This is a genomic window from Pseudomonas sp. MYb2, from assembly GCF_002979955.1.
Lineage (GTDB): Bacteria > Pseudomonadota > Gammaproteobacteria > Pseudomonadales > Pseudomonadaceae > Aquipseudomonas.
In genome coordinates, this window is the sequence record NZ_PCQC01000009.1 from 1 (window position 1) to 26,292 (window position 26,292).

Consider the following 26,292-nt stretch of genomic DNA (forward strand, 5'->3'; position numbering starts at 1 on the left):
GGATTGATGGCATGCCACAAAACTGTGGGAGCTGGCTTGCCAGCGATGGCGGTGGGTCAGTCGATGGTGATGTTGGCTGGGCTGGCCCAATCGCTGGCAAGCCAGCTCCCACAAGGATTTCTGGTGTGCCGGAGATTGTCGGTATTCCACAAAACCTGTGGGAGCTAGCCCTGCTGGCGATGGCGGTCGGTCAGTCTACTTTGGTGTTGGCTGATCTGGCGCTTTCGCGAGCAGGCTCGCTCCTACAGTTTTTTGTGTGTTTTAGAACGCGTAACTGGCCTTGAGGCCGCCGTTGAAGCCATGGCTGTCGCCACCGCCGTTGGCGCCCACTTCTGCGCCGAGGCTGAGGGCGCCGAGGTTGGCCATGAGGTTGACGCCACCGCTGAACTGGTCGCGGTTGTCGAAGGCGGCGCGTTGTTCGATGTCGAGGCCCAGCAAGTGGCTTTGGCTGTCGACCTGGTTGTCGCCCAGTGTGCGTTCGTAACCGACTTGCACGCCGGGCACCAGTTGCCATGCGCCCATCGCCATTGGGGCGAAGGCGACGTTGAGGTTGGCGACGGCGCTGCGGCGGGTGGCGCTGTTGTCGTCGACGTCGAGGGAGAGTTCGCTGCCCGTCTCTGTGAAGCCGTTGAGGTCTAAGTGGCTGACGCGCAAACCCAGGCTTGGCTCGAAGGTCATGCCGTTGACCGGGGCGCGGTAGCCGAGGGCGACGGTGGCGCCGCTGAGGTTGCCGTGGGTGTCACCTTTTGCGGTGCCGAGGCCGCCGCCGAGGTCGCGTTTGCTGTCGTAGTCGATGTAGCCGGCGCTGGCGTTGGCGTCGAGGAACAGGCCTTGTTCGAGGCTGGTGAAACCGTAGCGGGCGCCGACGTTGAGGAAGGTGAAGTCGGTGTCGGCTTCGCCACCCGCGCCGCCGACAGTGCCTTTGCTGTAGCCGAATCCGCCGCGTGCGCTGAGTTGTTCGCTGAAGCGTTGGGTGATGCCGACCATCAGGCCTTGGCTGTGTTCGTTGCTGCTGTCGGCGTGGGCCGAGCCGTCGGTGCCGAGGTAGCCGGCGAGCGCGGTGGTCCAGAGGCGGTATTGGCCGACTTTGAGGTCGCTGCCGCTGGCGAACGGTGCGGCGGCTTGTTCGATCATCGCGTTTTGCCGCAGCAGGTAGCTGGCGGCGTCGGCGTGGACCTGACCGCCGACCTGGGATTCGACACCGCCGAGGGTGCCGGCATCAATGGCCGATTGCAGGTAGTAGTTGTAGGCGCTGTAGGTGCCAGACAAGTTGGTGTTCTGCAATTGGCGGAGCAATTCGGCACCGGCTGCGGCGTTGCCGATCAGCCCGGCCTGGCCCGGCAGGCTGTTGTATTCGACCAGTTTGCCGCGCAGGACGTAGATGGTTTCCTGCGACAGGCCGAGGCCCTGTTTGAGGTAGTTGTCCATGCTGCCGTATTGCGCGGTGACTTCGTCGAGGCCGGCCTGCAGGTAGCTGGCCTGAACGCCGAGCAGTGGCTCATACACGGCGGCCATACTGGCGGGCATCGCTTTCAACGTGGCGGCGACGCGGGCGGCGGTGTAGTCGTTGGTGGCGAGGTAGTTGGCCATGATGGTCGCGTTGTCGACACCGGCGATGCTCTGCAACACGGCGGCGGTCCAGCCGGTGCGGTCCTTGCCGGCAGTGCAGTGGAACAGTTGCGCGGCATCGACGCTGGCGAGTTCATTGAACAGCTTGCCGAACTGGCCGCGCATGCCGGCGTCGCTGACGAAGGCACGGTTGGTCTGCTCCATCATGGCGATGGCGTCGGCGGCGCTTTTGAACGAGACGGTGGTGATGTTCGCGCCGGAGGTGGTGCTGCCGATGATGTCGATGTTCTGCCAGGTCGCGCCGCTGATCATTGTGTCCGGCGTGGCGGCGATTTCGCTCGGGGTGCGTAGGTCGTAGACGGTTTTGATGCCGAGGCCGTTTAGGATCGCCAGGTCTGCCGCGGTCGGGGTCACGGCGTTGGCGCGGTAGAACACCCCGGCACGCATGGTGCCGTCGTGGGCGGTGGAGTACGCGGTGGTGGTGCCGGCGACATCACGGAAATTGTCCATGCCCTTCAGGCGCGGGGTGTCGAGCAGAACCGGCTCGGCGGCGTTGGCGGCGGCGATGGACAGGCTAAGTACGGACAGCGAACACAGCAGACGTTGGAACACGGTGCAGCCTCATTTCGATTAGCGTTGGGCTGCCTACTATCTGCACCGGATTTAGACCGAATATGACAAATTCGCGCTGCACGGAAATGCCTGCGCGAATGGGCCGTGGGGTGCGTGAATTGTCCATAGGGTCGGATGGTGGAGTTCGAGCGGCGACACTGTGGGAGCGAGCTTGCTCGCGAATGCGGCAGGTCAGTTAATGTGAGGTTGGCTGACAGGGCCCCTTCGCGAGCAAGCTCGCTCCCACAGGGTTCTTCGGGATGCTGGATATCTGGGTTTTCACACAAAAACTGCAGGAGTTCGGGATTGCTGGATATCCTGGATTTGACACAAATTTTGTAGGAGTGAGCCTGCTCGCGATAACGGTGGGTCATTTAGCAATGATGTGGCTGATAGACCGCGATCGCGAGCAGGCTCACTCCTACAGGGTTCTTTGGTCTATTGGAGATCTGTGGTTTGCCGCAAACCTGTGGCAAACCACAGGGATTGAAGGCCGGCAGTGGAATAGTTGATCTACAACAATATCCGCCGATCCCGGCGGCGTTATTGTGCAGTGGCTGAAAACAGCCGTGCTGTGCGCACGTCACAGGCCTTGTGGCCAAGGTGGCGCCAAATGAACAAAAAACGCATTGTCTGGGGGAGCGTTCTCCTGGGCCTTCCGTGTGTCTTGCTTCCGCTCCTTTTGATGGGTTACGTCGCCTGGATGTTGAATCTGGCGGCGGCGCAGCAGCGCCTGGAAACCCTCGCGGCGGTGGCCTCCAGCCGCGCCAATGGCACCTTCAGCGAAGCAGCCGGTGCGCTGAAGAGCATCGCCGGTTCGAACCTCGCCCCCTGCACGCCCGAGAGCATCGACGAGATGCGGCTGCTGACCATCAACACCCTGTCAGTGAAGTCGATCGGTTACGTCGAAGAAGAGATTTACGCCTGCGGTTCGTGGGGTACGGTCGGCCAGCATGCGGTGCCGTGGCAGGAAGACTTCATCACCGCCGACGGCGTGCGCGTATCCCTCGATGTGCAGTCGCGCATCGTCGCGGCCAAGCCGATGATGGCTCTGCAATACGCCGCGTTCAATGTGCTGGTCGATCCACAGCAGTTCCTGCATGTAACGCTCGATGAGGATCTGCATCTGGCCGTCGGCACCGCTGCCGGGCAACTGGTCAGCGCCTCGCGCCCCGGCGCGGAACACTTTCTCGCTCGGGTGCATTCTGGTCCGCACTCGGGGCTCGACGACGGCTACCTCTACACCCTCGTGCACAGCGGCGACTGGGTGGCGATCGCCGCGCTGTCCCGCCATGAGCTGATGCAGGGCTTGGTTCGCCGGGAAATGCTGATGCTGCCCATCGGCGGTTTACTCGCCGGCGTGCTTGTGTTGCTGATCGTGCGCCGCACTCGCCAACGCCTGTCGCCGCTGGCCGAATTGCAATTGGCGGTGCGCAACCGTGAGTTCGTCGTTCACTATCAACCGATTATTCGCTTGGACGACGGCGCCTGCGTTGGCGCTGAGGCACTGGTGCGTTGGCAGCACCCGGACGGTACGCGGGTCTGCCCCGATGCGTTTATCCCCCTGGCCGAGCACAGCGGTTTGATTCTGCCGATCACCGATCAGGTCATCGACAATGTGATGCGTGACCTCGGCCCGTTGCTGGTCAAGGAGCGCGGCTTGCACGTGGCAATCAACCTGGCGGCCAAAGACGTCAGCAGCGGCCGCTTTCTGCCGAAGCTGGAGGCCGCATTACGCCGCGCCGATGTGCAGCAACAGCAGATCTGGCTGGAAGCCACCGAACGCGGTTTCGTCGAGATCGACGCCGCGCGCACGACAGTCAATCGTGCCCGCGAGCTGGGCTATCTGGCGGCCATCGACGATTTCGGCACCGGTTTTTCCAGTCTTCAGCATTTGCAGCAATTGCCGCTGGATGTGCTGAAGATCGACAAGTCGTTCGTCGATAACATCGAGCAAGACGCGGCCACCGGATCAGTGACCGGCCACATCATCGAAATGGCCAAGAGTCTGCGTCTGCAGATCGTTGCCGAAGGCATTGAGACCGAAGCGCAGCGCGATTACCTGCGCGGTCACGGTGTGCAGTTTGGTCAGGGCTGGCTGTTTGGTAAGGCTATGCCGGCGGATGAGTTTTGGCGGTTCTATAGAGAGCGCGCGCACGTAGAGCACGGAGCGCTGGAAGCAGCGATACCGGTCTAAGCTCGAACTAAGCTCGAAGAACCTTGCGCATGAGCCAACGTCTGCTTCGCGCTTCAGTTGGTTTTGCCGACAACCGTTATTTGCGTAATCCCTACCCGCTCTGCATGTTCGAGAATCTCCTCGGCCGTCGAATCCGCAGTGGGCATGATCAGGCCATTTTCCGCGTCGCCCAGGTGCAACTCGAGCAGATGCATCGCGGCCTCGTGCTCGGCCAGCTGCTGTTCTTTGAGTTCAAGCAGAAAGGTGCGAGGCTCGCCGTTGAATCGGTAATCGATGTGATAGGTGTACATGATGTCATCCGCGTCAGTAGAAAAAGGCAACTGATTATCCTGACGCGGTGGTCAGTTTTTAGTTCAAATTGAATAGCCTCTCCGGTCAATCTGGATTTCATAGCAAACTTTTCGCGCGCCGGGGCGTCCTTTTCTTAAACCCCTTACCGGCTGCTTGCAGCCAAGGATCGGCGATGACCTTTTTTATTTTCCTTCTGGCCTGCGCAGCAGCGGCAGCCACCGGCGTGATGTTCAAACCGGGGCCGTGGTACGAAACACTGAACAAACCCGGTTTTACCCCGCCCAACTGGGCGTTCCCCGTGGCCTGGACGATTATCTACCTGCTGCTGGCCTGGGCCGGTTACCGTTTGAGCCTGATCCCCGGCAGCCAGACTGTGCTGGCGCTGTGGGCGGCGCAGATTGCGTTGAACACACTGTGGACGCCGGTGTTCTTCGGCGCGCATCAGGTGCTGGCGGCGATGGTGATTCTCACGGTGCTGTGGTTGGTGGTTGCGGCAATGGTGGTGCTGGCGATACAACTGGACCTGATCACTGGTCTGATCCTGTTTCCGTATCTGGCGTGGCTGTGTGTGGCCGCCGCGTTGAATTTCTCCATCCTGATCAAGAACCGCTGATGACCAATGCCAATTGGGGGACCGAAACACCGTGGCCGCAAGGCCCGCGCGAGTTGGCGCAGGTGCGCGCCTTCAACCGCAAACTCGCCTGGCTGCCGCGTTTCAAGATCCGCAATCGCCTGACGCCACGCTTGATTCAGGCACTGTTGCGCGTCAGTCAGGTCGGCGGTGCAAGGAAGTTGCGCGAGCATGGTCTGACGGCTGAGCAGAAGATGCTGGGGAATGTACCGGTGCGGATCATCCGCCCCAAAGGTCCGGCAAAAGGCGTGGTGCTGGACTTCCACGGTGGCGGCTGGGTGATCGGCAATGCGCAGATGGACGACAATTTCAACATCGCCATCGTCAACACCTGTCAGGTGACGGTGGTCTCGGTCGATTATCGATTAGCGGTTTCGACGCCGCTTGAAGGTCTGCTGGAAGACTGCCTCAGCGCCACTCGTGGGGTATTGAGTGATGCCGAATTTGCCGGTCTGCCCGTCGTGGTGGTCGGTGAGTCGGCGGGCGGTCATCTGGCCGCGGCGACCTTGCTGGCGCTCAAGCAGTGGCCGGAGTTGCTGCAACGCATCAGCGCCGCGCTGCTGTATTACGGCGTCTACGACCTGACCGGAACCCCAAGCGTACGCAGCGCGCCTGCCGACACACTGGTGCTGGACGGCCCCGGCATGGTCGAGGCACTGCGCCTGCTCACCCCGGAGATGACTGACGAACAGCGCCGTCAGCCACCGTTATCACCTCTGTACGGCGACTTCAGCGGTTTCCCGCCCGCCCTGCTGTTTGCCGGTGAACTCGATCCACTGCGCGACGACACCCTCGACATGGCCAAACGCTGGGCGCAATCGGCGCCGGTCGACATGTACCTGCTGCCCTCCTCGCCCCACGGCTTTATCCACTTCCCCACGGCCCTCGCTCAGGGCGTTCTGGCCTACAGTCGGCAATGGATTTCGGCGCGCATCGAGGCCGTTAAGGTGCCTGACGAACTGGCGTAAACGTTCAGGCTCAGGCGAGGTAAAAGAAGTACAGCGCCAAACCCAGCAACTGCATGATCAGCAGGATCGCAAGCACGTGATTGCAACCTTTCCACGCCTTGCTCACCGGGCGGTTTTTTGCCACTCGGTAACGCAGATAACTGTCGAGTGAAAGTGACGCCGTGGGGAGTTAATGATTAGCGGCTACCTGCTACCCAACTCATTTATCCTGAATGAGCTGCAAGGCGCGATCAAAGTCGAACAGTTCCACCTGCGCCGCGGCGAGTGCCAGCCGTTCTGCCAACGCTCGATCGAGTGGCATATTGCGCAGTGCCACCAGCACGTCCGAAGCCGCCGTATCACCTTCGTCCAAAAGAACAATAAGCCTGTTCAGTTGCTCGCTGATTGCCGAGTCGTCCAGCGGGTAGCCATCCATGGAGGCCGGCGTGTTTGTTTTAAGGTCGGCCAGAGCCGCCAGGGTCGGGAGCAAGCAATGCTCGACCTGCATCGCTAGCGCTTCCACTACCGTAGCCGGCTCGCCGTTCTGGCAGGCCTGTTCTAACAACGTGCAAGCCTGCGCCACAGCCTTGGCGCCGATGTTGCCAGCGGTGCCGCGCAAACTGTGCGCCAGCCGTCCCGCGGCACCAGAATCCGGATCGATTCGTGCGGCCTGGAATTGCCCGGCAAAGTCTGTCTGAGTATCGCGAAACTTGCAGAGCAGACGTAAGTAGAGATCCCGCCGCCCCATGCAGGTGGCGAGACCCGCCGCCAGATCAATGCCCTCAAGACGATCTGGCAAGCCATCGGCGAAGACTGCGTTCAGTGGTGCTTGAGCGGCTCGTGGCTTGATCCACTTTGCCATTGTGGCGAACATGGTTTCGACATTCAGTGGCTTGGAGATATGGTCGTTCATGCCGCATTCGAGCGCACGCACGCGGTCACCGTCCATGGCGTTGGCGGTCATGGCGATCACTGGCAGAGTGCTGAAGCGCGGTTGCTGGCGAATTTGCCGGGTGGCCGTGTAGCCATCCATCACTGGCATCTGGCAGTCCATCAGCACGCCATCGAAGTCGCCATCCTCGCCGAGGATATCCAAGGCCTCTTGGCCGTGCGTGGCGAGTCGCAAGCGTATTCCGACACTTTCCAGCAGCTCGCTGGCCAATTCCTGATTCAGTTCGTTATCTTCGACCAGAAGCAGCCGCGCTCCCTTGAGACTGGCGACGGTATCGGCATTCTGTAGGGAGCGTTCGCCAGCCCGAGTATCGCTGTTCGTGTCTCTGCCCAGCACGACACCGATGGCTTCGAGTAACGAGGACGGCGTAACGGGTTTGGTCAGTATCACCGGCAACTGGAGGCCCTGGCGTTCGGCTTCTTCGCGGGCTTCTTCGCGGCCAAAAGCGGTCACCATGATGACCGATGGTGTGCGCATCAGACTGGCGGAATGCATTCTGCTCACGGCCTCCATGCCATCCATGCCGGGCATCCGCCAGTCCATCAAGACCAGATCGTAAGGCAGGACCTTGTGCTCGGCGTCGGCCAACATGCGCAGCGCCAGACTACCGCTCTGCGCGACATCCACTTCCAGGCCAAAGCTGCGCGCCATGCCCGAGAGAATTTCACGGGCACTGGTGTTGTCATCCACGACCAGTACCCGCATACCAAGCAGTTCGCCGGCCTTGAACATACGGCGCGGCTGCACGTTTTGCTGCACGCCGAGTTGCACCTGGAAATGGAATGTGGAGCCGATCCCCGGTCCACTTTCGACCCAGATTCGGCCGGCCATCAGCTCCACCAGTTTCTTCGAGATAGACAGCCCCAACCCGGTGCCACCGTATTTGCGGGTGATCGAACTGTCCGCCTGGCTGAATGACTGAAACAGGCGTGAACACTGCTCGACGGTCATGCCAATGCCTGTGTCGCGGACCCAGAAATGCAGTTGCACACTGTCCGTATGCGCCCCCACTTCTTCCACTCCGACCACGATCTCGCCGTGCTCGGTGAATTTGGCTGCGTTGTTGCCCAGGTTGATCAGCACTTGCCCCAACCGCAGAGGATCGCCCAGCAGTGCCGTGGGCAAGTCGGGCGGGATCTGGAACAACAACTCCAGGCCCTTGTCCTCGGTCTTCAGGCCAATCATCGAGGTGAAGCTGTCGAATACGTCCTCCAGGCGGAAAGGCACGTGTTCGAGGCTCATCCTGCCGGCCTCGATCTTGGAGAAGTCGAGGATGTCGTTGATGATTCCCAGCAGGTTCTCCGCTGATCGGTGCACCTTTTCAATGTAGTTGCGCTGGCGTTTATCCAGTTCTGTACGCAGCGCCAAGTGGCTCATGCCGATGATGGCGTTCATCGGTGTTCGGATCTCATGGCTCATGTTGGCGAGGAACTCGCTCTTGGCCAGCGTGGCCTCTTCCGCTGCAGCCCTAGCCTCTGCCAGTGCGGTGACGTCGATGTTGATGCCGGTTGCGCGCAATGGCTTGCCGTCAGGTGTGCGTGAGAAGCGATTCAGCGAGCGGAACGTGCGCACCTGCCCGTCGTTTTTACGCACGATCCGGAAGTCGAACTCGACGCGATCATCGCCACTCTGAACGGCATTCTCGAAGGTGCTGCTGACTCGCGCCACATCCTCGGGATGCACCAGCGCCTTCCAGTGCGCCAACGAGCCACCGAAGCCGCCAGCCTCAAGTCCGAACAGCGTTTCAAGCTGAGGAGTCCAATAGTTTGTGCCGCTGACCAGATCGACATCGAATAACCCGATGTCACCGGCCTCTTGTGCCAGGTTCAGGCGATCGCTGGCAATTCGCAGCCTGGCTTCCATCGCCCGGCGCTCACTGACATCGCGCACCGAGGCGCACACACAGACGCCACGACCCTCGAGGCGGGGCAAATGGGAAAGGCCGATTTCCACGGAGAACAGGCTGCCGTCTTTGCGTACTCCGCTCAAATCGTCCAGATCGCCGCCCATCTGCCGGGTTCCGCCGCTGGCAATGAAGCCGTCGCGTAACCTGACATGCCGCTCGCGGGCAGCCTGCGGTACCAGACGCTCGATGCTGGCGCCAATCAGCTCGCCGGGGGCGTAACCAAACAAGGTGTCCATTTGCGGGTTGGTCATCAGGATGCGGCCGTCGGCTCCCAGCACCAGCATGCCGTCCGGTGCTGCCTCGATGATGCCGCGGTACCAGGCCTCGGTGGCGCGCAGTTCTGCCTGCTGGGCCTCCAGCTCTCTGGCCTGGTGTTCCAGCAGCAAGGTTTGCGCGCCCATTTCGTCAGCCTGGCGCCGTGTTTCCTGCAGCAGCGCTTGGGCTGCCTCGCTGCGTTCCATAATGGCCATCGCACCGGCCAGCCTCGGCAGGACTTCTTGCAAGAGCAACGCCTCTTTCTCCTCCAGCGAGTGAAAGCCAGCCATTTCCACAACCCCGAGCAGACGCTCGCCACGCAGCACCGGCTGCACCATCAGATGGCTGGCGGCTGCTGCGCCCAACTGCGCGCGCACATGCCAGAACGATTCGGGCAGATCATCAAGCTGACGGGGTTGGCGATCCAGTGCGCACTGGCCAAGCAACCCCTCACCGAGTTCAAGCTCGGCGGGCAAGGGGTGCTCACTGTCCACCGCATAACCGCCGACTAATTGCAGGCGCGACGCGCCCTCATAAAGCACGTAAAGCGCCCCTTGGCACATGCCCAAACGGGGCGCGATGCGGCTGAAAAAAGCCTGGGCCAACTGCTGTGGCGTCTCTGCCTGTTGCAGATCCACTTGCAGGAGCGAGGCATGGCCTTTCACCCAACGCTGGCGTTCAAGTTGACAAGCCTCCACTTGCAGCGTGGCAATGGCCCGCGCCAAGTCGCCGGTTTCGTTGCGCAGGTCGGTGTGGGGGATCTGGCCGTCCAGCTTGCCCGACGCCAATTCATCAACCGCCACGCGGACACGGTTGAGCGGCACACGAATGGAATAGCTGACCAGCCAGGTCAACAGCAAAGCCAGCGTTGAACCGCCCAACAGCAAGACATAGGTGATCATGCTGCTGCGCTGGGCGTACTCAGCGAGGTTCTTCGCCGTATCGTGGATGTCGGCTTCCTTGTTTTTCTCGATCTGGTTGAGCAACCCGTCGCCGCCCTGTTCCAACGCAAGAAAATCCTTACTGTTGAGCAACATCAAGGCCTGACCCAAGGACCCCTTGCCGGCGAACTCCAACGCTTCATCGCCATCTTTTTGCAGACGCTGTAATACCCGTTCGAATTCCAGCAGGCTGCTGATGCTGCTCTGTCTGCGCAGTGTTGGACGCACCTGCGCCAACGCTTCGAGGAGGCGCTCTTGGGCGCGGTCCATCTGCGCCCTGGCGCTGATGCGGATGTCGGCGTTATTGGTCGCGATCGCCCGTTGCATGGCCAGCAACAGATGCGGTAGTTGCACCCGAACTTCCTGCACATGCTGGATACCGGCAAGATCCTGTTGGTACAACTGCTGCATTTCATGCCTGAGCGAATACTGGGTGCGCAGGCTTTGCACGCCGAGTATCAGGATCAATGTCATCAACGCCGCGAAGCCGATGATCAATTTGCTGCGCAGGGACAGGCGCTCGAGCATCTCGAACAGTCTGTTCATAAACGGCCTCTTTCAGCTGGATGTGCAGAGTGATGCGCGGGGCTCAGGGACGATCAGCAATTTGCTCAAGCAGGGCTAACTGCCTGGCCATGTCCTGGTCGCTGTCGGCAAATCGCTCGGCAATTGCGCGAAACTGTTCGGCATTGGCGAGAAACGCGTCACAGATGTCCGGATCAAAATGCGAGCCGCGGCCTTCGCGGATGATTTTCACCGCCTGCTCGTGGGGCATGCCGGGTTTGTACACGCGGCGACTGATCAGCGCATCGTAGACATCCGCCACGGCCATCAATCGGGCGCTGATCGGGATGTCATCGGTGGCCACACCTTGTGGATAGCCACTGCCATCCCATTTTTCCTGGTGGCCGTAGGCAATTTCCTTGGCCAGATGAAGGAAGTCGACGTTTATTCCCAACTGATCCTCGGCGTGCTGGATGGCGTCGCGTCCCAATGTGGTGTGGGTTTTCATGATCTCGAACTCTTCGGCGGTCAGCCGTCCCGGTTTCAGCAGGATGCGATCAGGAATGCCAATCTTGCCGATATCGTGCAGCGGTGCCGATTTGAAGAGCAGTTTGATGGTGTCCTCGTCGAGGAAGTCCCGGAAGCGCGGGTGATTGCGCAACAGTTCAGCCAGGCGTTTGATGTAGTGCTGGGTGCGGCGAATGTGGTTGCCGGTTTCGTTATCACGGGTTTCAGCCAGCGAGGCCATGGCGTGGATCGTGACATCCTGGATGGCAATCACCTCGCGGGTGCGCCGTTGCACTTCCTGCTCCAGAAAATCGTTCTGATTGCGCAGGAAATCGGCAACGGCCTTGAGCTTGATCTGAGTCTCGACCCGGGCCATCAGAACCGGGGGAATGATCGGCTTGGTGATGTAATCCGCAGCACCGAGGCTCAAGCCGCGAATCTCGTCCTGCGTAGCGGTCATGGCGGTCAGGAAAATGATCGGTATGTGGCGAATGCGAGCGTCAAGCTTGAGCTGCTCGGCAACGTCATAACCGGACAGGCCCGGCATCATGATGTCCAGCAGGATCAGGTCGGGAAGCGGGTCTGCCTGTAGCAGGCGCAGGGCCTTTTCGCCGCCGTTGGCGGCCTTGACCCGATATTTGTCCTTGAGCAACTCTGCGATCAGCATCAGGTTATCGGGTGTATCGTCGACCACCAGAACGGTCGCTGATGGGTAAACGTCCTGCATGCTATCCATGTATGTTGGCTCCCGAGTCCGCAATTCAAGAGCTGGCGTACTTACGCCAGTCTCTTGCTGGCAAGCGTAGCTAGAAACGCCGCAATCGCTAGGTGAAGATCGGCAGGTTGGTTCGAAGAGGCACGCAATCGAATGTCTGCTATTGGCCGAAAGCAGTGGTTGGCAAGCCACTACCGACTACATGCCGTCATTCCACTGGACAACACTCATTCGATCAGCATCATGCTGTGGTCTGTGGACCAACGCCTTGATGGCCATGCCTTTTCAACCCATCGGCACCGCAAACACCGCACTGGCCCGCGCCACCGTTCGCTCCCCGACATGCAGGCTGACGGCGGCGAACGCCAGTTGGCGTCCTTTTTTCGAGTATTCCAGACGCACTTGCAGCCACTCGTTCATTTTTACCGCGCCGAGATAATCCAGGGTCATGCTCGCGGTGATCAATGGCTGTGGCGGGTCGCTGGAAAATGCCATGGCGTAACCCATACCGACATCGGCCAACGTCGCCAATACGCCGCCATGCAAGGTGCCCCGGCCATTGGCATGGCGTGAGTCAGTCAACAACCCCAGTTCCAATTGCAGCCCACTGCCCTTCGCGTAGATCGGACCAAGCAGATCAAGCAGCGGACTGCTGCGGGTAAACGGGGCGAAACCTTCGGGAATTGCGCTGGCGTCCATGATTCCTCCTTGTGCCGGTGACTCACCGGCTTCATTGACCTGAACAGGAGGGTTTATGGCCAACCGCCTGATGGCGCAAGAACTATACGGATGCGGAATCGGCAGTGATAAACCGTGAGTCCTGAATAGCGGCACTGACACGCAAGGAGATCTTGATATTTTGCTGCCCCCGAAACCGGCCAAGACTCAAGGAGGAAGAATTGCGGATCTACATTACAGGCGCTTCGTGTGCGGGCGTGACGACTTTGGGTCAGCACCTCGCCCTACTACTGGGCATACGCCAGGTCGATGTCGACGATTTCTTCTGGATGCCTACCAATCCTCCGTTCACAACCAAGCGTTCGGTCAGTGAGCGTGTTTCATTGATGCAGCAAGAACTCGGTGACGACGATTGGGTGCTGACGGGTTCTTGTATTGATTGGGGGGATGCGTTGATTGCCCATGCCGATCTGATTGTGTTCGTTGTCACACCAACGTCCGTTCGCCTCGAACGGCTGGCGGCACGGGAAAAGCAACGCTTTGGAGAGCGGATTGCACCGGGTGGCAACATGCATGAGATACATGTCTCCTTTCGAGAATGGGCCTCGCAGTACGACAATCCGGACTTTTCAGGACGCAATCGCGCCTGGCACGAGGCGTGGTTATCAGCGCAAACGGCCTCGGTGTTGCGATTGGACGGGACGATCAGTCCTGAAAAAATGACAGCCAATGTCGTTCAGGCTTTGACGCAAATCCGGGCGCCAGCGAAAGGTTCAGCGCAATGAGCTGCCGATTTTTTACCCCACCGACGTGACCGTCGCCGCCGGCGCAGGGTGACGCGACGTCACCAGGCCGATAAAGGAAATCGCAAGTGCCAGTCCGATGGTGGTGGTGACTTCGGTGCGATGCTCCGGGGTGATCATCATCACCGCCAGCGCGGCGCAGATAAACACGATCACCAGCCACGTCAGCCATGGAAACAGCCACATGCGAAAGGTCAGCTCGACATTGCGCTGACGCAAAATCCGCCGCATGCGCAACTGCGATACCGCGATCGCCAGATACACCAGCAAGGCAATCGCGCCGGAGCTGGCCAGCAGGAATTGAAACAGCCCGGCGGGCATGAAATAGCTCCATACGGTAATCGACGCACCGATCACCGTGCTGGCGATGACCGCTGCGCGCGGAACACCTTCCGAGGAAGTCGCCTTGAGCATTTTCGGCGCATCGCCTCGCCGGCCCAGCGAGTACAGCATGCGCGAGGCAATGTAGATCGAGGAGTTCATGCAACTCGCCACGGCGATCAGCACGACCACGTCGACCATGAACTTGGCGTGGGGAATGTTCATGATTTCCAGCGCGCGCTGATAAGACCCGACCGAGGCCAGCAACGGATCATTCCACGGCACCACGGAGATCACCACGAAGATCGACAACAAATAGAACACGGCGATGCGCCAGATCACTGAGCGCGTGGCCTTGGCAATGTTTCGCGAGGGGTCGTTGGATTCGGCAGCGGCAATGGTCACCGCTTCGGTACCGATGAAACTGAACATGATGGTGATGAACGCGCCGACCACCGCCGACAGACCGTTGGGCGCAAATCCGCCGTGGTCGGCCATCAACCCGCTCAACCCGCTGACTTGCCTGTCGGGAATCCAGCCCATCAACACGGCAAAACCGACACCGATAAAACCGATGATCGCCACAACCTTGGCCATGGCGAACCAGAATTCGAACTCACCGTACTTGGACACGCTGAACAGGTTGGTCACCACCAGCGCAATGATCGAGCCCAAGGCGAACAACCAGGCATCGACCTGCGGAAACCATTGATTCAACACATGCCCGGCCGCCAACGCTTCGATGGGAATCACCAATACCCAGAACCACCAGTAGAGCCAGCCGATGGTGAAGCCCGCCCAGCGCCCGATCGCCTGGTCGGCATAGGTCGAAAACGAGCCGGTGTCGGGATTGGCCACCGCCATTTCGCCGAGCATGCGCATGACCAGCACCACCAGCAAACCGGAGAACAGATAAGCCAGCAGCACCGCCGGCCCCGCTGCGGCAATGGCATGCCCTGAACCTACGAACAAACCGGCGCCGATGATCCCGGCGATGGACAGCATGGTGACGTGACGAGGCTTGAAGCCCTGCGCCAATTGGCTACTCGAATCCATGGAGTTAGGGCTGATCATTGGTTTTTTTATTCTCTGCTGATCGACATTCAAGCTAATTGATGCGGGCAAACGATCATCATCGTTGCCTGCAGGACTTCCCGAAAGAAGCCCCCTTCAACCGCCGCAGTTCTTATCAACCCCATGATCTTTATGAGGTTATCTTGACTTAAAGACACCTCACCTTACCCGGCCTGCCCGATGAGTCAGTAGCCTGATTGCGCCATGATCGTGTCTGATATCGACATTCGAGAACTATGTGTTCACGATAAACACCGACTGGTCACCTCGCGCACATTGCAACCTATGTTCGCTGCAGTGCCTCATAACTCGGCAACTCAATCGCATCCGCCTTCGGCGAAAGGACTTTGCTTATACCCCGGCAACGCCAACACAACCCGCGCCCCACAAGGCGCATTCGCCTCCGCCCACAAGCGTCCGCCATGCGCCTCAATGATCGTGCGGCAGATCGACAGGCCCATCCCCAGTCCGGTGGGTTTGGTGGTGTAGAACGCGGTGAAGACTTCTTCCGCGCGCTCGCAGGCAAATCCCGGCCCGGAGTCGCTGACGGTAATCCGCACGTTTCCACCGGCAACATCGCTGGTGATGGACAGCCGACGCACGCCCTCCGCCATCACCGCCATGGCTTCGAGGCCGTTGACGATCAGATTGAGCAGAACCTGTTGCAACTCAACCCGGTCGGCCAATACCGCCGGCAAGTCGCTGGCCAGTTGCACGGACACCATCGCCCCATATCGAGTCGCCTCACTGCGCGTAAACCCGACCATCTCCTCCACCACCGCATTGAGATCCAGCGCTTGCCGTTGCGGTGGTGTCTTGCGGATCAGCGCGCGGATGCGACCGAGCACGTCGGCCGCGCGGTTACCATCGTTGATGATGCGCTTGAGCCCCAGTTCGACTTCACCGGTGTTCGGTGGTTGTGCGCCGAGCCAGCGCAACGCGGCGTTGGCATTGGTCACGGTGGCGGCGATCGGCTGGTTGACTTCGTGAGCGATTGACGCCGCCAGCTGGCCCATGGTCGCCACGCGGTTGGCGTGGGCCAATTCCGCTTGCACCTCGCGATACCGGCGTTCGCCTTCGCGCACTTGTTCTTCCGCCTGTTTGCGTTCGCTTAAATCAAGCACGAATGCCACGCCCTGTTGCTGACTGGCTTCGAACGCGGCCAGACCGACAATCACTGGCAGCCGACTGCCGTCCTTGCGGATGTATTCCTTCTCGAACGGCTGGGCGCGCCCGGTGCGGATCGCCGTCGCCAGCGCCGCTTCGCTTTCGGCGCGTCGTGCCGGCGGGGTCATGTCGCGCCAATGCACGTTTCCCGAGAGCAGATCATCGCGTTGGTAACCGACCATGCGCAGGAAAGCGTCATTGGCCTCGATGATTTCTCCTTCGACACTCCAGACAATGATGCCGATGATGTTGGCGTCGACCAGCCGGCGAATCTTTGCTTCACGCTCGGCGACGTCGCGATACAGCCGCGCGTTGTCCAGCGAGATTGCCGCTTGTGAAGCGACCAGCCGCAAAACGGCAATGCGCACCGGGCTGAACACGCCGGCCGACAGATTGTTTTCCAGGTACAGCGCCCCAGCGACCCGACCTTGATTCATCAATGGCAGGCACAGGATCGAGCGGACGCCGTGCTGTTGCATGTACGGATCAGCGGCGAATGCCGGATCGGCGACGGCATCGTCCAAACATAGGTTTTCGCCGGTGCGCAGGGTCTGGTAGAGCACCGATTCAGCCAGCGCGGTTGCGTTGATCGGCTCATTGCAGAGTAATGTGCTGCTGTCGCCAATGCGGGTTCGCGCGGCGATATACGGCGTCTCGCCTTCGGTGAGAATCAGCACACCCTGCTCGGCGCCGGCCTGTTCGATGGCGGTGCGCATGACCGTTTCAATCAAGCGGTCGAGAACAATTTCGCCAGACACGGCCTGGGACACCTTGAGCACTGTGGCCAGATCCAGATGCTCAACGGCGGTGATGATGGTCGCTGTCGCGCTCGGCTGCGCGTCTTCCTGGCGCAGAAAACGGTGCCGCCGCTCCAGTTGCCGCACCTTGCCATCGGCCCCCCAACGCAGGTAACCGTAGCGCGCGTCTTGCAGGTAGACGCGGGCGATTTTCGCCAGACCGCGAGCACCGTAGAAACGCGACGCCAGTTCGTTGGCCAAAGCCTCAATGTGAACGAAGCCGCTATCCACCGCCAATTGAATCGCCCGCTCGTACAGCAACTCTGCTTCGATCGGTTGCCCCGCAACCCGAGCGATTTCGGCACCGACCAGCGCTACATGACTGGCGAAGGTTTCGGCACACTGTTGTGCCCAGATTTGCAGTTGATCGTGGTGCTCTGCCAAGCGTTGCAGTGGATCGGTATCGGCGTCGCCATGAACAGCCAATGTCAGCGCTGCGTAGAAGTGGTATTCGGCCTCCTCGAAAAACGAAGAAATTACCCACATCAATTCCCGGGCCTGAGCCGCGCAATCAGCCGCTGCCGCGTAATCCCCGGCCAGATAGCGCGCCTGCAACTTGCGCACCCAATATTTGCCACGGGCCAACGCCAGATCAGGCGCAGCGAGTTTCGCCTCGAAGCGCGTTTCATCAAATTGTTCATCGTTGAAACTGCCAAATTCCACAGTCTGCCCGCGCAGCATGCGGATCAATGCTCGTTGGCAACTCATGAAGTTCACCACCAGCCCGAAGCGGATTTTCTGCGCGTAGGCCAGCCCCGCTTCGGCCTGAACCTGCACCTCCGCCAGCGGTTCGCCAATAAACAGCAGGTCAGAAATCAGGCTGTTGCCGGCATACGCCGCGTAGGGCAAATCGCCGATGCGGTTGGCGGCGCTGAGTGCACGGCGCAGCAATTCGCGGCACTCGCGCACCGGGCGCATCCAGCGCACCACGAAGATCGAGAAGCACAGATAAGTGCTCGCCTCGTAGCGTGTCAGGCCACGTCGGTCGACCAGATCACACCCCAAACGGCCAAAGTGGTAGCCAGCGGCATAGTCGCCGAAGCGCCGCCCGGCGACGCGGGCGACGTTGGCATAAAGCACGCAAGAGGCATCGCAATTGCCATGTTGCAGGCTCAGGCTGACCGCTTTGCAAATGGTCAGGCAGGCAAGGTTGGCGTCCGACTGCAACGCCGGTGCGAACAGCTTGCTCAACGCATCCAGCGTCACCAGTGAGGCCGGATCTTCCATCAACGGCAAGTCGATCAGTTGTTCGATGCTGCGCTCACCCAGTTGCACCCAGATCTGCTGGTATTCCCGGCGTACTTGCTGATCGTCCGGATGTGCCGTCCAGTCGATGCCAACCTGACGCAGATAGGCCAGGCAGACGGCAACCGCGCGGTCGCTGCGATCGAGCAAAAGGTAGACATCCATGTGCAGACAGGTCACCGCCGCGCGCTCCACTGTGGTTGCCGCGCGCTCGGCCAGAACCTGTAGTCGGGCGTCGGCCAGCGCCAATTGTCCGGTAAGAAATTCGCACTCGGCGCGGTTCAGCTCCAGGGCAAACGCCAACTCATGGCGGCTGTCATAGCCTTGTTCGCCAAGCACCGTCGCGCCCGCGCCCAAATAGGTCAACGCAGAGGTGTAAGCGGTCGAAGCCTTGGCGCGCTGACCGGCGAGCAGGTTGAATTCGGCCAACTGCTCACGTTCGGCACGGGCGCTGATCAGGCTGGCGCCGCGATTGAGCTGGCCGACAATTTCAAAGATTGCCTCTTCGCGGCCTTCGTCCGACGTTTGCAGCGCCAACAGCCGGCCAATGCGCAAATGCGTCTGCGCACGTTCGGCTTCGGCGATCAGCGAGTAAGCCGCCTCGTGCACACGGTCGTGAGCAAACGCACAGGCACCGTCCAGACGTTCAACCAGATCCTGGCGCACCGCCGGCCACAGCGCCGCGTGCACGCGAGCCGGGGACAGATCGAGCACAGTGGCCAGCGTGTCGATCCGCGCGACGTTCCCCAGACACGCCAGCTGTTGCAGGGCCTGCCGGGTTTCCAGTGGCAAACGCGCAAGCTTGCCGACCATCAGATCGACAACGTTGTCGGTGTAGCCTTTGCCGTTGATCAGCTCCAGATCCCAGCGCCAACGGTTGAATTGATGGTCGTAAATCAGCAGTTCCTCCTCGGCGAGGGCCTGGAGAAACTGGATGACGAAAAACGGATTACCGCCGGTCTTGTCCAGCACCAGCCGCGCCAGGGTGACGATGCTCGCGGGTGGGCAGCGCAAGGATTCGGCGATCAGTTGTTCGATGTGCACACCGGCAAGCGGGGTCAGGCGAATCTCGTCGATGTGCGCGCCGGCACTACGAATGGCTTTGAGTTTGCTGCTGAGCGGATGGTCGGCATCGACCTCGTTATTGCGGTAGGCGCCGACCAACAGCAGGTGGCCAACCTCGGCACGGGTCAGCAGTTCTTCGAGCAGATCCAGCGTCGCCGCATCCAGCCATTGCAGGTCATCGAGGAACAGCGCCAACGGGTGTTCCGGTCGGGCAAACACGCTGATAAAGCGCTGCAACACTCGCATGAAACGTTGCTGCGCCTGTTGCGGTTCAAGCTCCGGCACCGGTGGTGGCTCGCCGATAATCAGCTTGAGTTCGGGGATCAATTCGGTCATCAACCGCGCATTCGGTGACAGCGCCTGTAAAAGCGCCGCACGCCATTCAACGAGCACTTCGCGGCGCTTGCCCAGCAGCGTGCGCACCAGTCCTTGAAAGGCCTGAACCAGCGTCGCATAGGGAATATCGCGCTTGTACTGGTCGAACTTGCCGGAGGCGAACAGCCCCCGCGACGGCACCAGCACTTTATGCAACTCGCTGACCACCGAGGACTTGCCGATGCCTGAGTAACCGGACACCAGCACCAGTTTTGGCGATTGGCTCTGCACTACGTGTGCGAACGCATCGATCAGCGTTTGCACTTCGCGCTCGCGCCCGTAGAGTTTCTCCGGGATCAACAGGCGATCGATCGCGCCCTGCTCGTTCAGCGTGAAAGTCTCGATGTGCCGGGCACGCTGCCAATCGTTCAGGCAACGGCGCAGGTCATGCTCGACCCCGGCAGCGGTTTGATAGCGTTCCTCAGCGGTCTTGGCGAGCAACTTCATGACCACCCGCGAGAGCATCGCCGGCACGGTGGCCACCCGTTCGCACGCTGGCATCGGTAAGCGCGCGATGTGGCAATGCACCCATTCCATCGGATCATTGGCGCTGAACGGCAGCGAGCCGGTGAGCATTTGATAAAGGGATACGCCAAAGGCATACAGATCACTGCGCGAATCGATCGAGCGATTCATCCGCCCGGTTTGTTCCGGTGCCATGTAGGCCAGGGTGCCAGCGATGGTTTCCGGCGGCTCCGGCGCTTGCCGTTCACGGGGCAGACGTGAGGCGAGGCCGAAGCCGGTCAGGCGTGCCTGGCCGTCGCTGCAATTGACCAGCATGTGTTGCGGCTTGAGATCTTTGTGCACCAGACCGCACTGGTGCAGGCGGCCCAGCGCCACGGCGATGTTGATCGCCAGCAACAGGCCGGTCTCGGTGTCCAGCGGCGCGATCAGCAAGCGCGACAGCGGCTCGCCGCCGGGATCGTCGAATAACAGGCGTGTCGTTGCGCCTGCGCGTTCAAGGGCTTGCGGTTGCAGCGCCCATTCAGCATTGAGATCGTCCTTGAGGCTGTATTCATGCGCCAGGCGATCAAGGGTCGCGGGCAGCGGTTGAGCGTGGGCCGGGCGCATCACCAGAACACTGCGACGACCCTCTCTCTGGTCGAGTTCGCGAGCAAACACCCGCTCGCCGTCGTCCCACAACATCTGCTTTTTGCTGGCCATCTGTGTCGACACCGTCATAGGGTTGCTGTTCAACCGTTGCGGCGCGCCGGCTCGATGCCCAGGGCTTCGGCGATACGCACCAGATCCGCCACTGAGCGGGCTGACAGCTTTTTCATCACCTGGCTGCGATGGACTTTCACCGTCACTTCGCTGAGGTTGAGCTGCGCCGCGATCTGCTTGTTCATCAGCCCGCCGATGACGAAGCTGAGCACCTCGCGCTCACGCACGGTCAGCGTCTCGTAGGCCAGGCGTATAACCGCACCAGACTGCTCGGCAACCAACCGCGCACTGTCGCGGGCCAACGCGCTGGCGACGGCGTCGAGCATGTCCTGATCGCGAAACGGCTTGGCGAGAAAGTCCACCGCACCGGCCTTCATCGCTTTGACGGTCATGGCGATGTCGCCGTGACCGGTCATGAATACGATAGGAATACGCACGCCGGTCTTTTCCATCTGCTCCTGAAAAGTCAGGCCGCTTTCACCGCGCAGGCGCACATCGAGCACCAGGCAACCGGGCACGTCACGTTTGGCCGCGGCGAGAAAATCCTGAGAGGTTTCGAAGGTCTGCACCTGCAGGCCAATGGAGCGCAGTAAACCGTCGAGGGCCTGGCGCATCGAGGCGTCGTCGTCGACCACATAAACCACTGGCTCGCGCAACGTCGGCGGGGTGGTGCTGGGGCTGGAATGCGACCACAGGGTCATGCTGTCTCCTCGGCGAGATCGCAACGCGTGCGATGTGCAGGTGAATAAATCTAGTCCATGATGGCAAACGCAGCCAGATGCCAGCCAAACGGTCGCGCAGCAGGCTAGCAGTCGGCGCGCGTTGCCGACAGGCCAGAAAACCCTGAATATCGGCCATGCCGTAACCGCCCCGCTTCAGCCGATTGAACAGGCAGATTTCGATGTCCAGTGTTTCCCCGCAGCCCGGCACTTCTACCGCGCAATCACGCGACGTGGTTTTCATCGCCTACCCGCGAATGAGCCTGCTCGACCTCAGCGGTGCACAAACGGTGTTCTGGGCCGCGAGCAAAGCAATGGCCGAACGCGGTCAAGCGGGTTATCAGCTGCACACCGCCAGCCTTGGAGGCGGCTTGGTGCACACCGTCGAAGGTTTGGCCGTCGACACCCGCGCGCTACGCGATCTGAACATGGCCGCACTGGATACCCTCGTCGTCCCCGGTGCCCCGGACATCTGCCAGTCCCTCAACGAGCATGGCCAACTGACCGACTGGCTGCGTCGCGAGGCGCCGAGCGCGCAACGCGTGGTCTCGGTGTGCAGCGGCGCGTTCCTGCTGGCCAAGGCTGGCCTGCTCGACGGCTGTCGCGCCGCAACGCATTGGGCCATGTGCGAGACGTTGCGCGAACGCTTCCCGACGATCGAAGTGGATGCCGATGCGATTTTCATCCAGCAAGGGGCGGTGTGGACATCGGCGGGTGTCACGGCCGGTATCGATCTGGCGCTGGCGCTGGTCGAGGCGGATGCCGGCCGCGAAGTGGCTTTGCAGGTCGCCCGCGAACTGGTGGTGTACCTCAAGCGGCCCGGTGGTCAGGCGCAATACAGCACGTTGCTGCAAGCGCAGGTGCAGGACAGCCCATTGTTCGAGCCGCTGCACCTTTGGCTGATGGACAACCTCGGCGATCCCAAACTGAGTGTGGAGCGTCTCGCCGAGCAGGCCAGAATGAGCCTGCGCAATTTTACCCGGGTCTACAAACAGAACACCGGCCGCACGCCATCCAAAGCCATCGAACTGTTCCGCCTCGAAGCGGCCAAGCGTCTGTTGGAAAACTCGGCGCACAACATCGGCAAGGTCGCGCGCCTCTGCGGTTTCGGTGATGAAGAGCGTCTGCGCGCCTGCTTCCAGCGTCACCTGTCGATTTCTCCGCGTGATTACCGTAGTCGCTTCACTCGTGAAGGCTGATCGCCGGAAGCGCTGACTATCAAAGGGTCTCGACGCGCTATACCTAGGTATAGTTTTGCCCCAGCGCGGACGGCGTATGGTGCAAGAACGACAGGAGTCGTCACGCATGCCCATCCGGTCAGGGAGCCCTATGCACAACACGGTTGTCATTGCAGTGGTTGACGACAACGAGGCCATTCGCAGTGCGCTGGAAAGCTTGTTGCGCGCCAGCGGTTATCGGGTACGGACCTTTCCCGACGCCCGCACCTTCCTTGAATCAACAGGGCCCGAGCAGGCGCACTGCCTGATTTCCGATATCCAGATGCCCGGCATGAGCGGCCTGCAACTCAATGAGGCGTTGCACGCGCAAGGCTGGCGCATTCCGGTGATTTTCGTCACTGCTCATCCCGATGACGTGAACACCCGAGTCCCCGGAGTGGTGGCTTGCCTGCCCAAGCCCTTCCAGGCCGATGACTTGCTCAGCCATATCAAACAAGCCCTGAATAGAACCCCTCCCGTGTAGGAGCTGCCGAAGGCTGCGATCTTTTGATGTTGCCTTTTAAAAACAAGATCAACAAATCGCAGCCTTCGGCAGCTCCTACCGTTCGATACCTTCGTATACCCCCCTTCAACGCATGCGTAATCGACGCACACCGATGGACAACTGCGCCCGCAGCCCCCACGCCATAACATCGTTTTCGACAGCGGGCGATTAAGCGCCATGCAGTACGGCAAGCAGTTTGCGGTGGCCAGTAACGTCACGCCAGAGTCGAAAACGACTCGGGTTTATCCATCCATCAGCGTCAGGGAGCACATTATGAAACAGCAATTATTGGTGATCGGTGCAGGGTTCGGCGGGCTGTGGAGCACATTGAGCGCCGCGCGTTTGCTGGATATGCATGACCGTCACGACGTGGAGATCACACTGCTCGCCCCGCAAGCCGAACTGCGCATCCGCCCGCGTTTCTACGAACCCGATGTGCACAACATGTACGCGCCGCTGGATGCACTGTTCGCTGCGGTCGGTGTGCGTTTCGTCCAAGGCACCGCCGAGAGCATCGACGGCCAGGCACGTCGCGTTGGTTATCGCGATGAAAGCGGTCGCCCGGGTGAGCTTTCTTACGATCGACTGGTGCTGGCCAGCGGCAGCCAACTGGCCCGTCCGCCAGTGCCGGGTCTGAAAGAACATGCGTTCGACGTCGACCAGATCGAATCGTCGGCGCGCCTGGAACGTCACCTGATTTCGTTGGCCAGTCAACCGGTCAGCAAGGCCCGCAATACCGTCGTCATCGCCGGGGGTGGCTTCACCGGGATCGAAACCGCGACCGAAATGCCGAGCCGTCTGCGCGCCATTCTCGGTGACGATCAAGACGTTCGGGTGATCATCGTCGACCGCAGCAAAGACATCGCCGCGACCATGGGCGACGGTATCCGCCCGTCCATCATCGAGGCCTCCAAAGAACTGGGTATCGAGTGGATCGTCGACGCCACGGTCGCTGCTGTGGATGCCAACGGCGTCACCCTCGCCGACGGTCGCCACATCGAGAGCAACACGGTGATCTGGACCGTGGGTTTCCGCGCCAGTCCGTTGACTGAACAGCTCAACGCCGAGCGCGATGGTCAGGGTCGGTTGCACGTCGATGGCAACCTCAAAGTGCAAGGCCTTGAGCACGTGTTCGCCGCCGGTGACGTCGCCCGTGCCGCCACCGATGACGTCGGCAACTTCTCGGTGATGTCCTGCCAGCACGCCATCAGCCTCGGCCGTCATGCCGGCAACAACGCCATCGCCGATCTGCTCGGAGTCGCGCCGACCACATACCGTCAACCGAAGTACGTCACCTGCCTCGACCTGGGTGCCTGGGGCGCGGTGTACACCGAGGGCTGGGATCGCCAGCTGAAACTGGTGAAAGACGAAGCCAAGGAACTGAAGACGCAAATCAACAGCGTGTGGATCTACCCGCCGGTCGCCGAGCGTAGCGCCGCTCTGGCCGCTGCCGACCCGGCGATTCCGGTGGCCTGATCTGCCCCGAGCGCCCAAGAACCGATGTCTTGCCTGATAAAAAGGAGAACACCATGACCATGCATCTGGATTCCTTCACCGCCAACAGCGCCACCCTGCAAACCCCGACCGAAGAGCTGGTGCCGTCGCGCTACGCGCTGCGCCTCGGTGACATCGACGTGATGGTAATCAGCGACGGCGTCCTGCCGCTGCCGACCCAGACCATGTCGACCAACGCCGATCCTGCCGACCGCGCTGAGTGGTTCAAAGAGATGTACTTGGGCCCCGACGCGTTCGACTGGGCACTCAATGTGCTGGTGGTGCGCAGCGGCGAACAGGTGATCCTCGTCGACGCCGGACTTGGCGGCCAGTTCCCCGGTTTCCCCCGCGCCGGGCAGTTTCCCAAACGCCTCGCGGCGGCCGGCATCGACCTCGCAGACGTCACCGATATCGTCATCACCCACATGCACATGGACCACATCGGCGGACTGCTCGTCGACACGGTGAGAAACCGTCTGCGCGACGACGTGCGCATCCACGTCACCGCCACCGAAGTCGACTTCTGGACCTCGCCGGACTTCACCTGCACCGACATGCCCGCACCGGTGCCGGATGTATTGCGCTCGACCGCCAACGCGTTCGTCCAGCAGTACCAAAGCAAACTGCGCATCTTCGAAAATGAGTTCGAAGTCGCTCCCGGCGTGGTCGCCAAACTCACCGGCGGTCACACCCCGGGCCATTGCGTGGTCTACGTGACCTCCGGCGAGGAACGCTTGACCTTCGCCGGCGACGCCCTGTTCCCGGTGGCCTTCGATCACCCGGACTGGCACAACGGCTTCGAGCACGATCCCGATGAAGCGGTGCGCGTGCGTGTGCGCTTGCTGCAGGAAGCGGCCGCCAGCGGCGAGCTGTTTGTCGCCACACACTTGCCCTTCCCGTCGGTCGGCCGTGTTGCCATCAATGGTGAAGCGTTCCGCTGGATTCCGGCGATTTGGGATTACTGATTGAGCTAGCGCCACACCGCTTCGCCCGGCCTTGGTCGGGCGAAGTTGTTTTCGCCTGTTACAGATCCGTTCCGGGACAACCGCTACCTTTCCTCTTTTACATGGAACGACGGTCGATCCTTGTTCTCTACCGCTGAACCTACAGCGGAGGGATTGACCATGATTGCCCCTGAAACCGGTATGAAACCGGGTGAGCGTTATCGCATTGAAAGCGTCGAGCGCGCGCCGCAATTCCCTGGATTTTTCCTCGACGGCAAGTATTACCTGGGCCCCGAGTTGCAGACGGCCGTGGGCTGGCTCGAAGGGCAGAATTTCCTGTATGACCAACTCGATCCCAATGGCGAACCAGTTTATCCGGACAGAATTGTTGGAACGATTACTTCGCTCTCCCTGGAACTGACAGACGGCCTGCGTTTGAGTATTGAGGAAGTGCCCTATCAGGAAGAGTCCGTCGCGCCACTCCGGACGCTCGACGAAATGCCCACTCAAACCCGTGCAATGCCGCTCTCCCAGCGGCGTAAACACGGCACGCCCCAGCCAATGCGTCCTTCTGCGCTGCTGGTTGCAGGCGCAGCCTTGCTGGTGGGGATTTGCCTTCTGTCGATCAATCGCGCTCGCGGGCGAGTCAGGTAGCTGAGAAATGAGGCAGGCAGTGACCAGAGTTTGGCCACTGCCC

At 60.8% G+C, this 26,292-nt stretch carries 18 protein-coding genes and 1 pseudogene; 11 read left to right on the top strand and 8 right to left on the bottom strand.

The annotated features are described in order from the left end of the window. Positions 1–284 (top strand): annotated as a pseudogene (locus CQ009_RS30140) (hypothetical protein); the annotation flags it as partial. Here CQ009_RS30140 and CQ009_RS16760 read toward each other — a convergent pair. Beyond that, positions 262–2,181: a tyrosine-protein phosphatase gene (locus CQ009_RS16760; protein WP_105707540.1), complete on the bottom strand. Its 1,920-nt coding sequence runs from the start codon at positions 2,179–2,181 to the stop codon at positions 262–264. The pseudogene CQ009_RS30140 and the gene CQ009_RS16760 sit on opposite strands and share 23 nt — an antisense overlap. 260 nt (positions 2,182–2,441) lie before the next feature. Between CQ009_RS16760 and CQ009_RS29955 the strand changes: the two genes are divergently transcribed. Beyond that, complete coding sequence (locus CQ009_RS29955) at positions 2,442–2,693, top strand: hypothetical protein (RefSeq protein ID WP_158260944.1); 252 nt, start codon at positions 2,442–2,444, stop codon at positions 2,691–2,693. A gap of 173 nt (positions 2,694–2,866) precedes the next feature. Then, the gene (locus CQ009_RS16770; RefSeq protein ID WP_256585444.1) at positions 2,867–4,378 is read left to right on the top strand and encodes an EAL domain-containing protein; all 1,512 of its coding nucleotides are present in this window, start codon (positions 2,867–2,869) and stop codon (positions 4,376–4,378) included. Between the two features lie 53 nt (positions 4,379–4,431). On the opposite strand, the gene CQ009_RS30235 is transcribed toward CQ009_RS16770, so the two are convergent. Beyond that, the gene (locus CQ009_RS30235) at positions 4,432–4,698 is read right to left on the bottom strand and encodes a hypothetical protein (protein WP_105707547.1); all 267 of its coding nucleotides are present in this window, start codon (positions 4,696–4,698) and stop codon (positions 4,432–4,434) included. Positions 4,699–4,841: 143 nt separating this feature from the next. Between CQ009_RS30235 and CQ009_RS16780 the strand changes: the two genes are divergently transcribed. Beyond that, positions 4,842–5,282: a TspO/MBR family protein gene (locus tag CQ009_RS16780; RefSeq protein WP_064390328.1), complete on the top strand. Its 441-nt coding sequence runs from the start codon at positions 4,842–4,844 to the stop codon at positions 5,280–5,282. Continuing rightward, the gene (locus CQ009_RS16785) at positions 5,282–6,268 is read left to right on the top strand and encodes an alpha/beta hydrolase (RefSeq protein WP_105707549.1); all 987 of its coding nucleotides are present in this window, start codon (positions 5,282–5,284) and stop codon (positions 6,266–6,268) included. Before CQ009_RS16780 ends, CQ009_RS16785 begins: the two co-directional genes overlap by 1 nt. A gap of 199 nt (positions 6,269–6,467) precedes the next feature. Here CQ009_RS16785 and CQ009_RS16790 read toward each other — a convergent pair whose 3' ends face one another. The 3 genes from CQ009_RS16790 to CQ009_RS16800 all read right to left on the bottom strand — a co-directional run bounded on the left by CQ009_RS16790 (position 6,468) and on the right by CQ009_RS16800 (position 12,726). Further along, the gene (locus CQ009_RS16790; RefSeq protein ID WP_105707551.1) at positions 6,468–10,847 is read right to left on the bottom strand and encodes a response regulator; all 4,380 of its coding nucleotides are present in this window, start codon (positions 10,845–10,847) and stop codon (positions 6,468–6,470) included. 43 nt (positions 10,848–10,890) lie between these two features. Beyond that, positions 10,891–12,048 (bottom strand): HD-GYP domain-containing protein, encoded by a 1,158-nt coding sequence (locus CQ009_RS16795; protein ID WP_105707553.1) that lies wholly within the window; start codon positions 12,046–12,048, stop codon positions 10,891–10,893. A 264-nt stretch (positions 12,049–12,312) separates the two neighbouring features. Beyond that, a complete protein-coding gene (locus CQ009_RS16800; RefSeq protein ID WP_064390333.1) occupies positions 12,313–12,726 on the bottom strand; it encodes a PaaI family thioesterase in 414 nt (137 codons plus the stop codon). A gap of 200 nt (positions 12,727–12,926) precedes the next feature. Between CQ009_RS16800 and CQ009_RS16805 the strand changes: the two genes are divergently transcribed. Next, positions 12,927–13,490 carry an adenylate kinase gene (locus CQ009_RS16805; protein WP_105707555.1) on the top strand — a complete coding sequence of 188 codons (564 nt, stop codon included), beginning with the start codon at positions 12,927–12,929 and terminating at the stop codon, positions 13,488–13,490. Between the two features lie 12 nt (positions 13,491–13,502). Here CQ009_RS16805 and gabP read toward each other — a convergent pair whose 3' ends face one another. From gabP to CQ009_RS16820, 3 genes are all read right to left on the bottom strand, one after another. Then, positions 13,503–14,903 (bottom strand): GABA permease, encoded by a 1,401-nt coding sequence (gene gabP, locus CQ009_RS16810; protein WP_105707557.1) that lies wholly within the window; start codon positions 14,901–14,903, stop codon positions 13,503–13,505. A gap of 317 nt (positions 14,904–15,220) precedes the next feature. Further along, the gene (locus CQ009_RS16815; protein WP_105707559.1) at positions 15,221–20,716 is read right to left on the bottom strand and encodes an AAA family ATPase; all 5,496 of its coding nucleotides are present in this window, start codon (positions 20,714–20,716) and stop codon (positions 15,221–15,223) included. Positions 20,717–20,745: 29 nt separating this feature from the next. Next, the gene (locus tag CQ009_RS16820) at positions 20,746–21,417 is read right to left on the bottom strand and encodes a response regulator transcription factor (RefSeq protein WP_105707561.1); all 672 of its coding nucleotides are present in this window, start codon (positions 21,415–21,417) and stop codon (positions 20,746–20,748) included. Between the two features lie 200 nt (positions 21,418–21,617). On the opposite strand from CQ009_RS16820, the gene CQ009_RS16825 reads away from it, so the two are divergent. The 5 genes from CQ009_RS16825 (at position 21,618) to CQ009_RS16845 (ending at position 26,249) form a co-directional block, all read left to right on the top strand. Further along, positions 21,618–22,634, top strand: coding sequence for a GlxA family transcriptional regulator (locus tag CQ009_RS16825; protein ID WP_064390338.1), 1,017 nt, complete (start codon positions 21,618–21,620; stop codon positions 22,632–22,634). Between the two features lie 130 nt (positions 22,635–22,764). Next, positions 22,765–23,136 (top strand): response regulator transcription factor, encoded by a 372-nt coding sequence (locus tag CQ009_RS16830; RefSeq protein WP_064390712.1) that lies wholly within the window; start codon positions 22,765–22,767, stop codon positions 23,134–23,136. A gap of 294 nt (positions 23,137–23,430) precedes the next feature. Next, a complete protein-coding gene (locus CQ009_RS16835) occupies positions 23,431–24,633 on the top strand; it encodes an NAD(P)/FAD-dependent oxidoreductase (protein WP_105707563.1) in 1,203 nt (400 codons plus the stop codon). Between the two features lie 53 nt (positions 24,634–24,686). Further along, a complete protein-coding gene (locus CQ009_RS16840; RefSeq protein WP_105707565.1) occupies positions 24,687–25,616 on the top strand; it encodes an MBL fold metallo-hydrolase in 930 nt (309 codons plus the stop codon). Between the two features lie 159 nt (positions 25,617–25,775). Continuing rightward, positions 25,776–26,249: a short chain dehydrogenase gene (locus CQ009_RS16845; RefSeq protein WP_105707568.1), complete on the top strand. Its 474-nt coding sequence runs from the start codon at positions 25,776–25,778 to the stop codon at positions 26,247–26,249. The last annotated feature ends 43 nt before the right edge of the window (positions 26,250–26,292 follow it).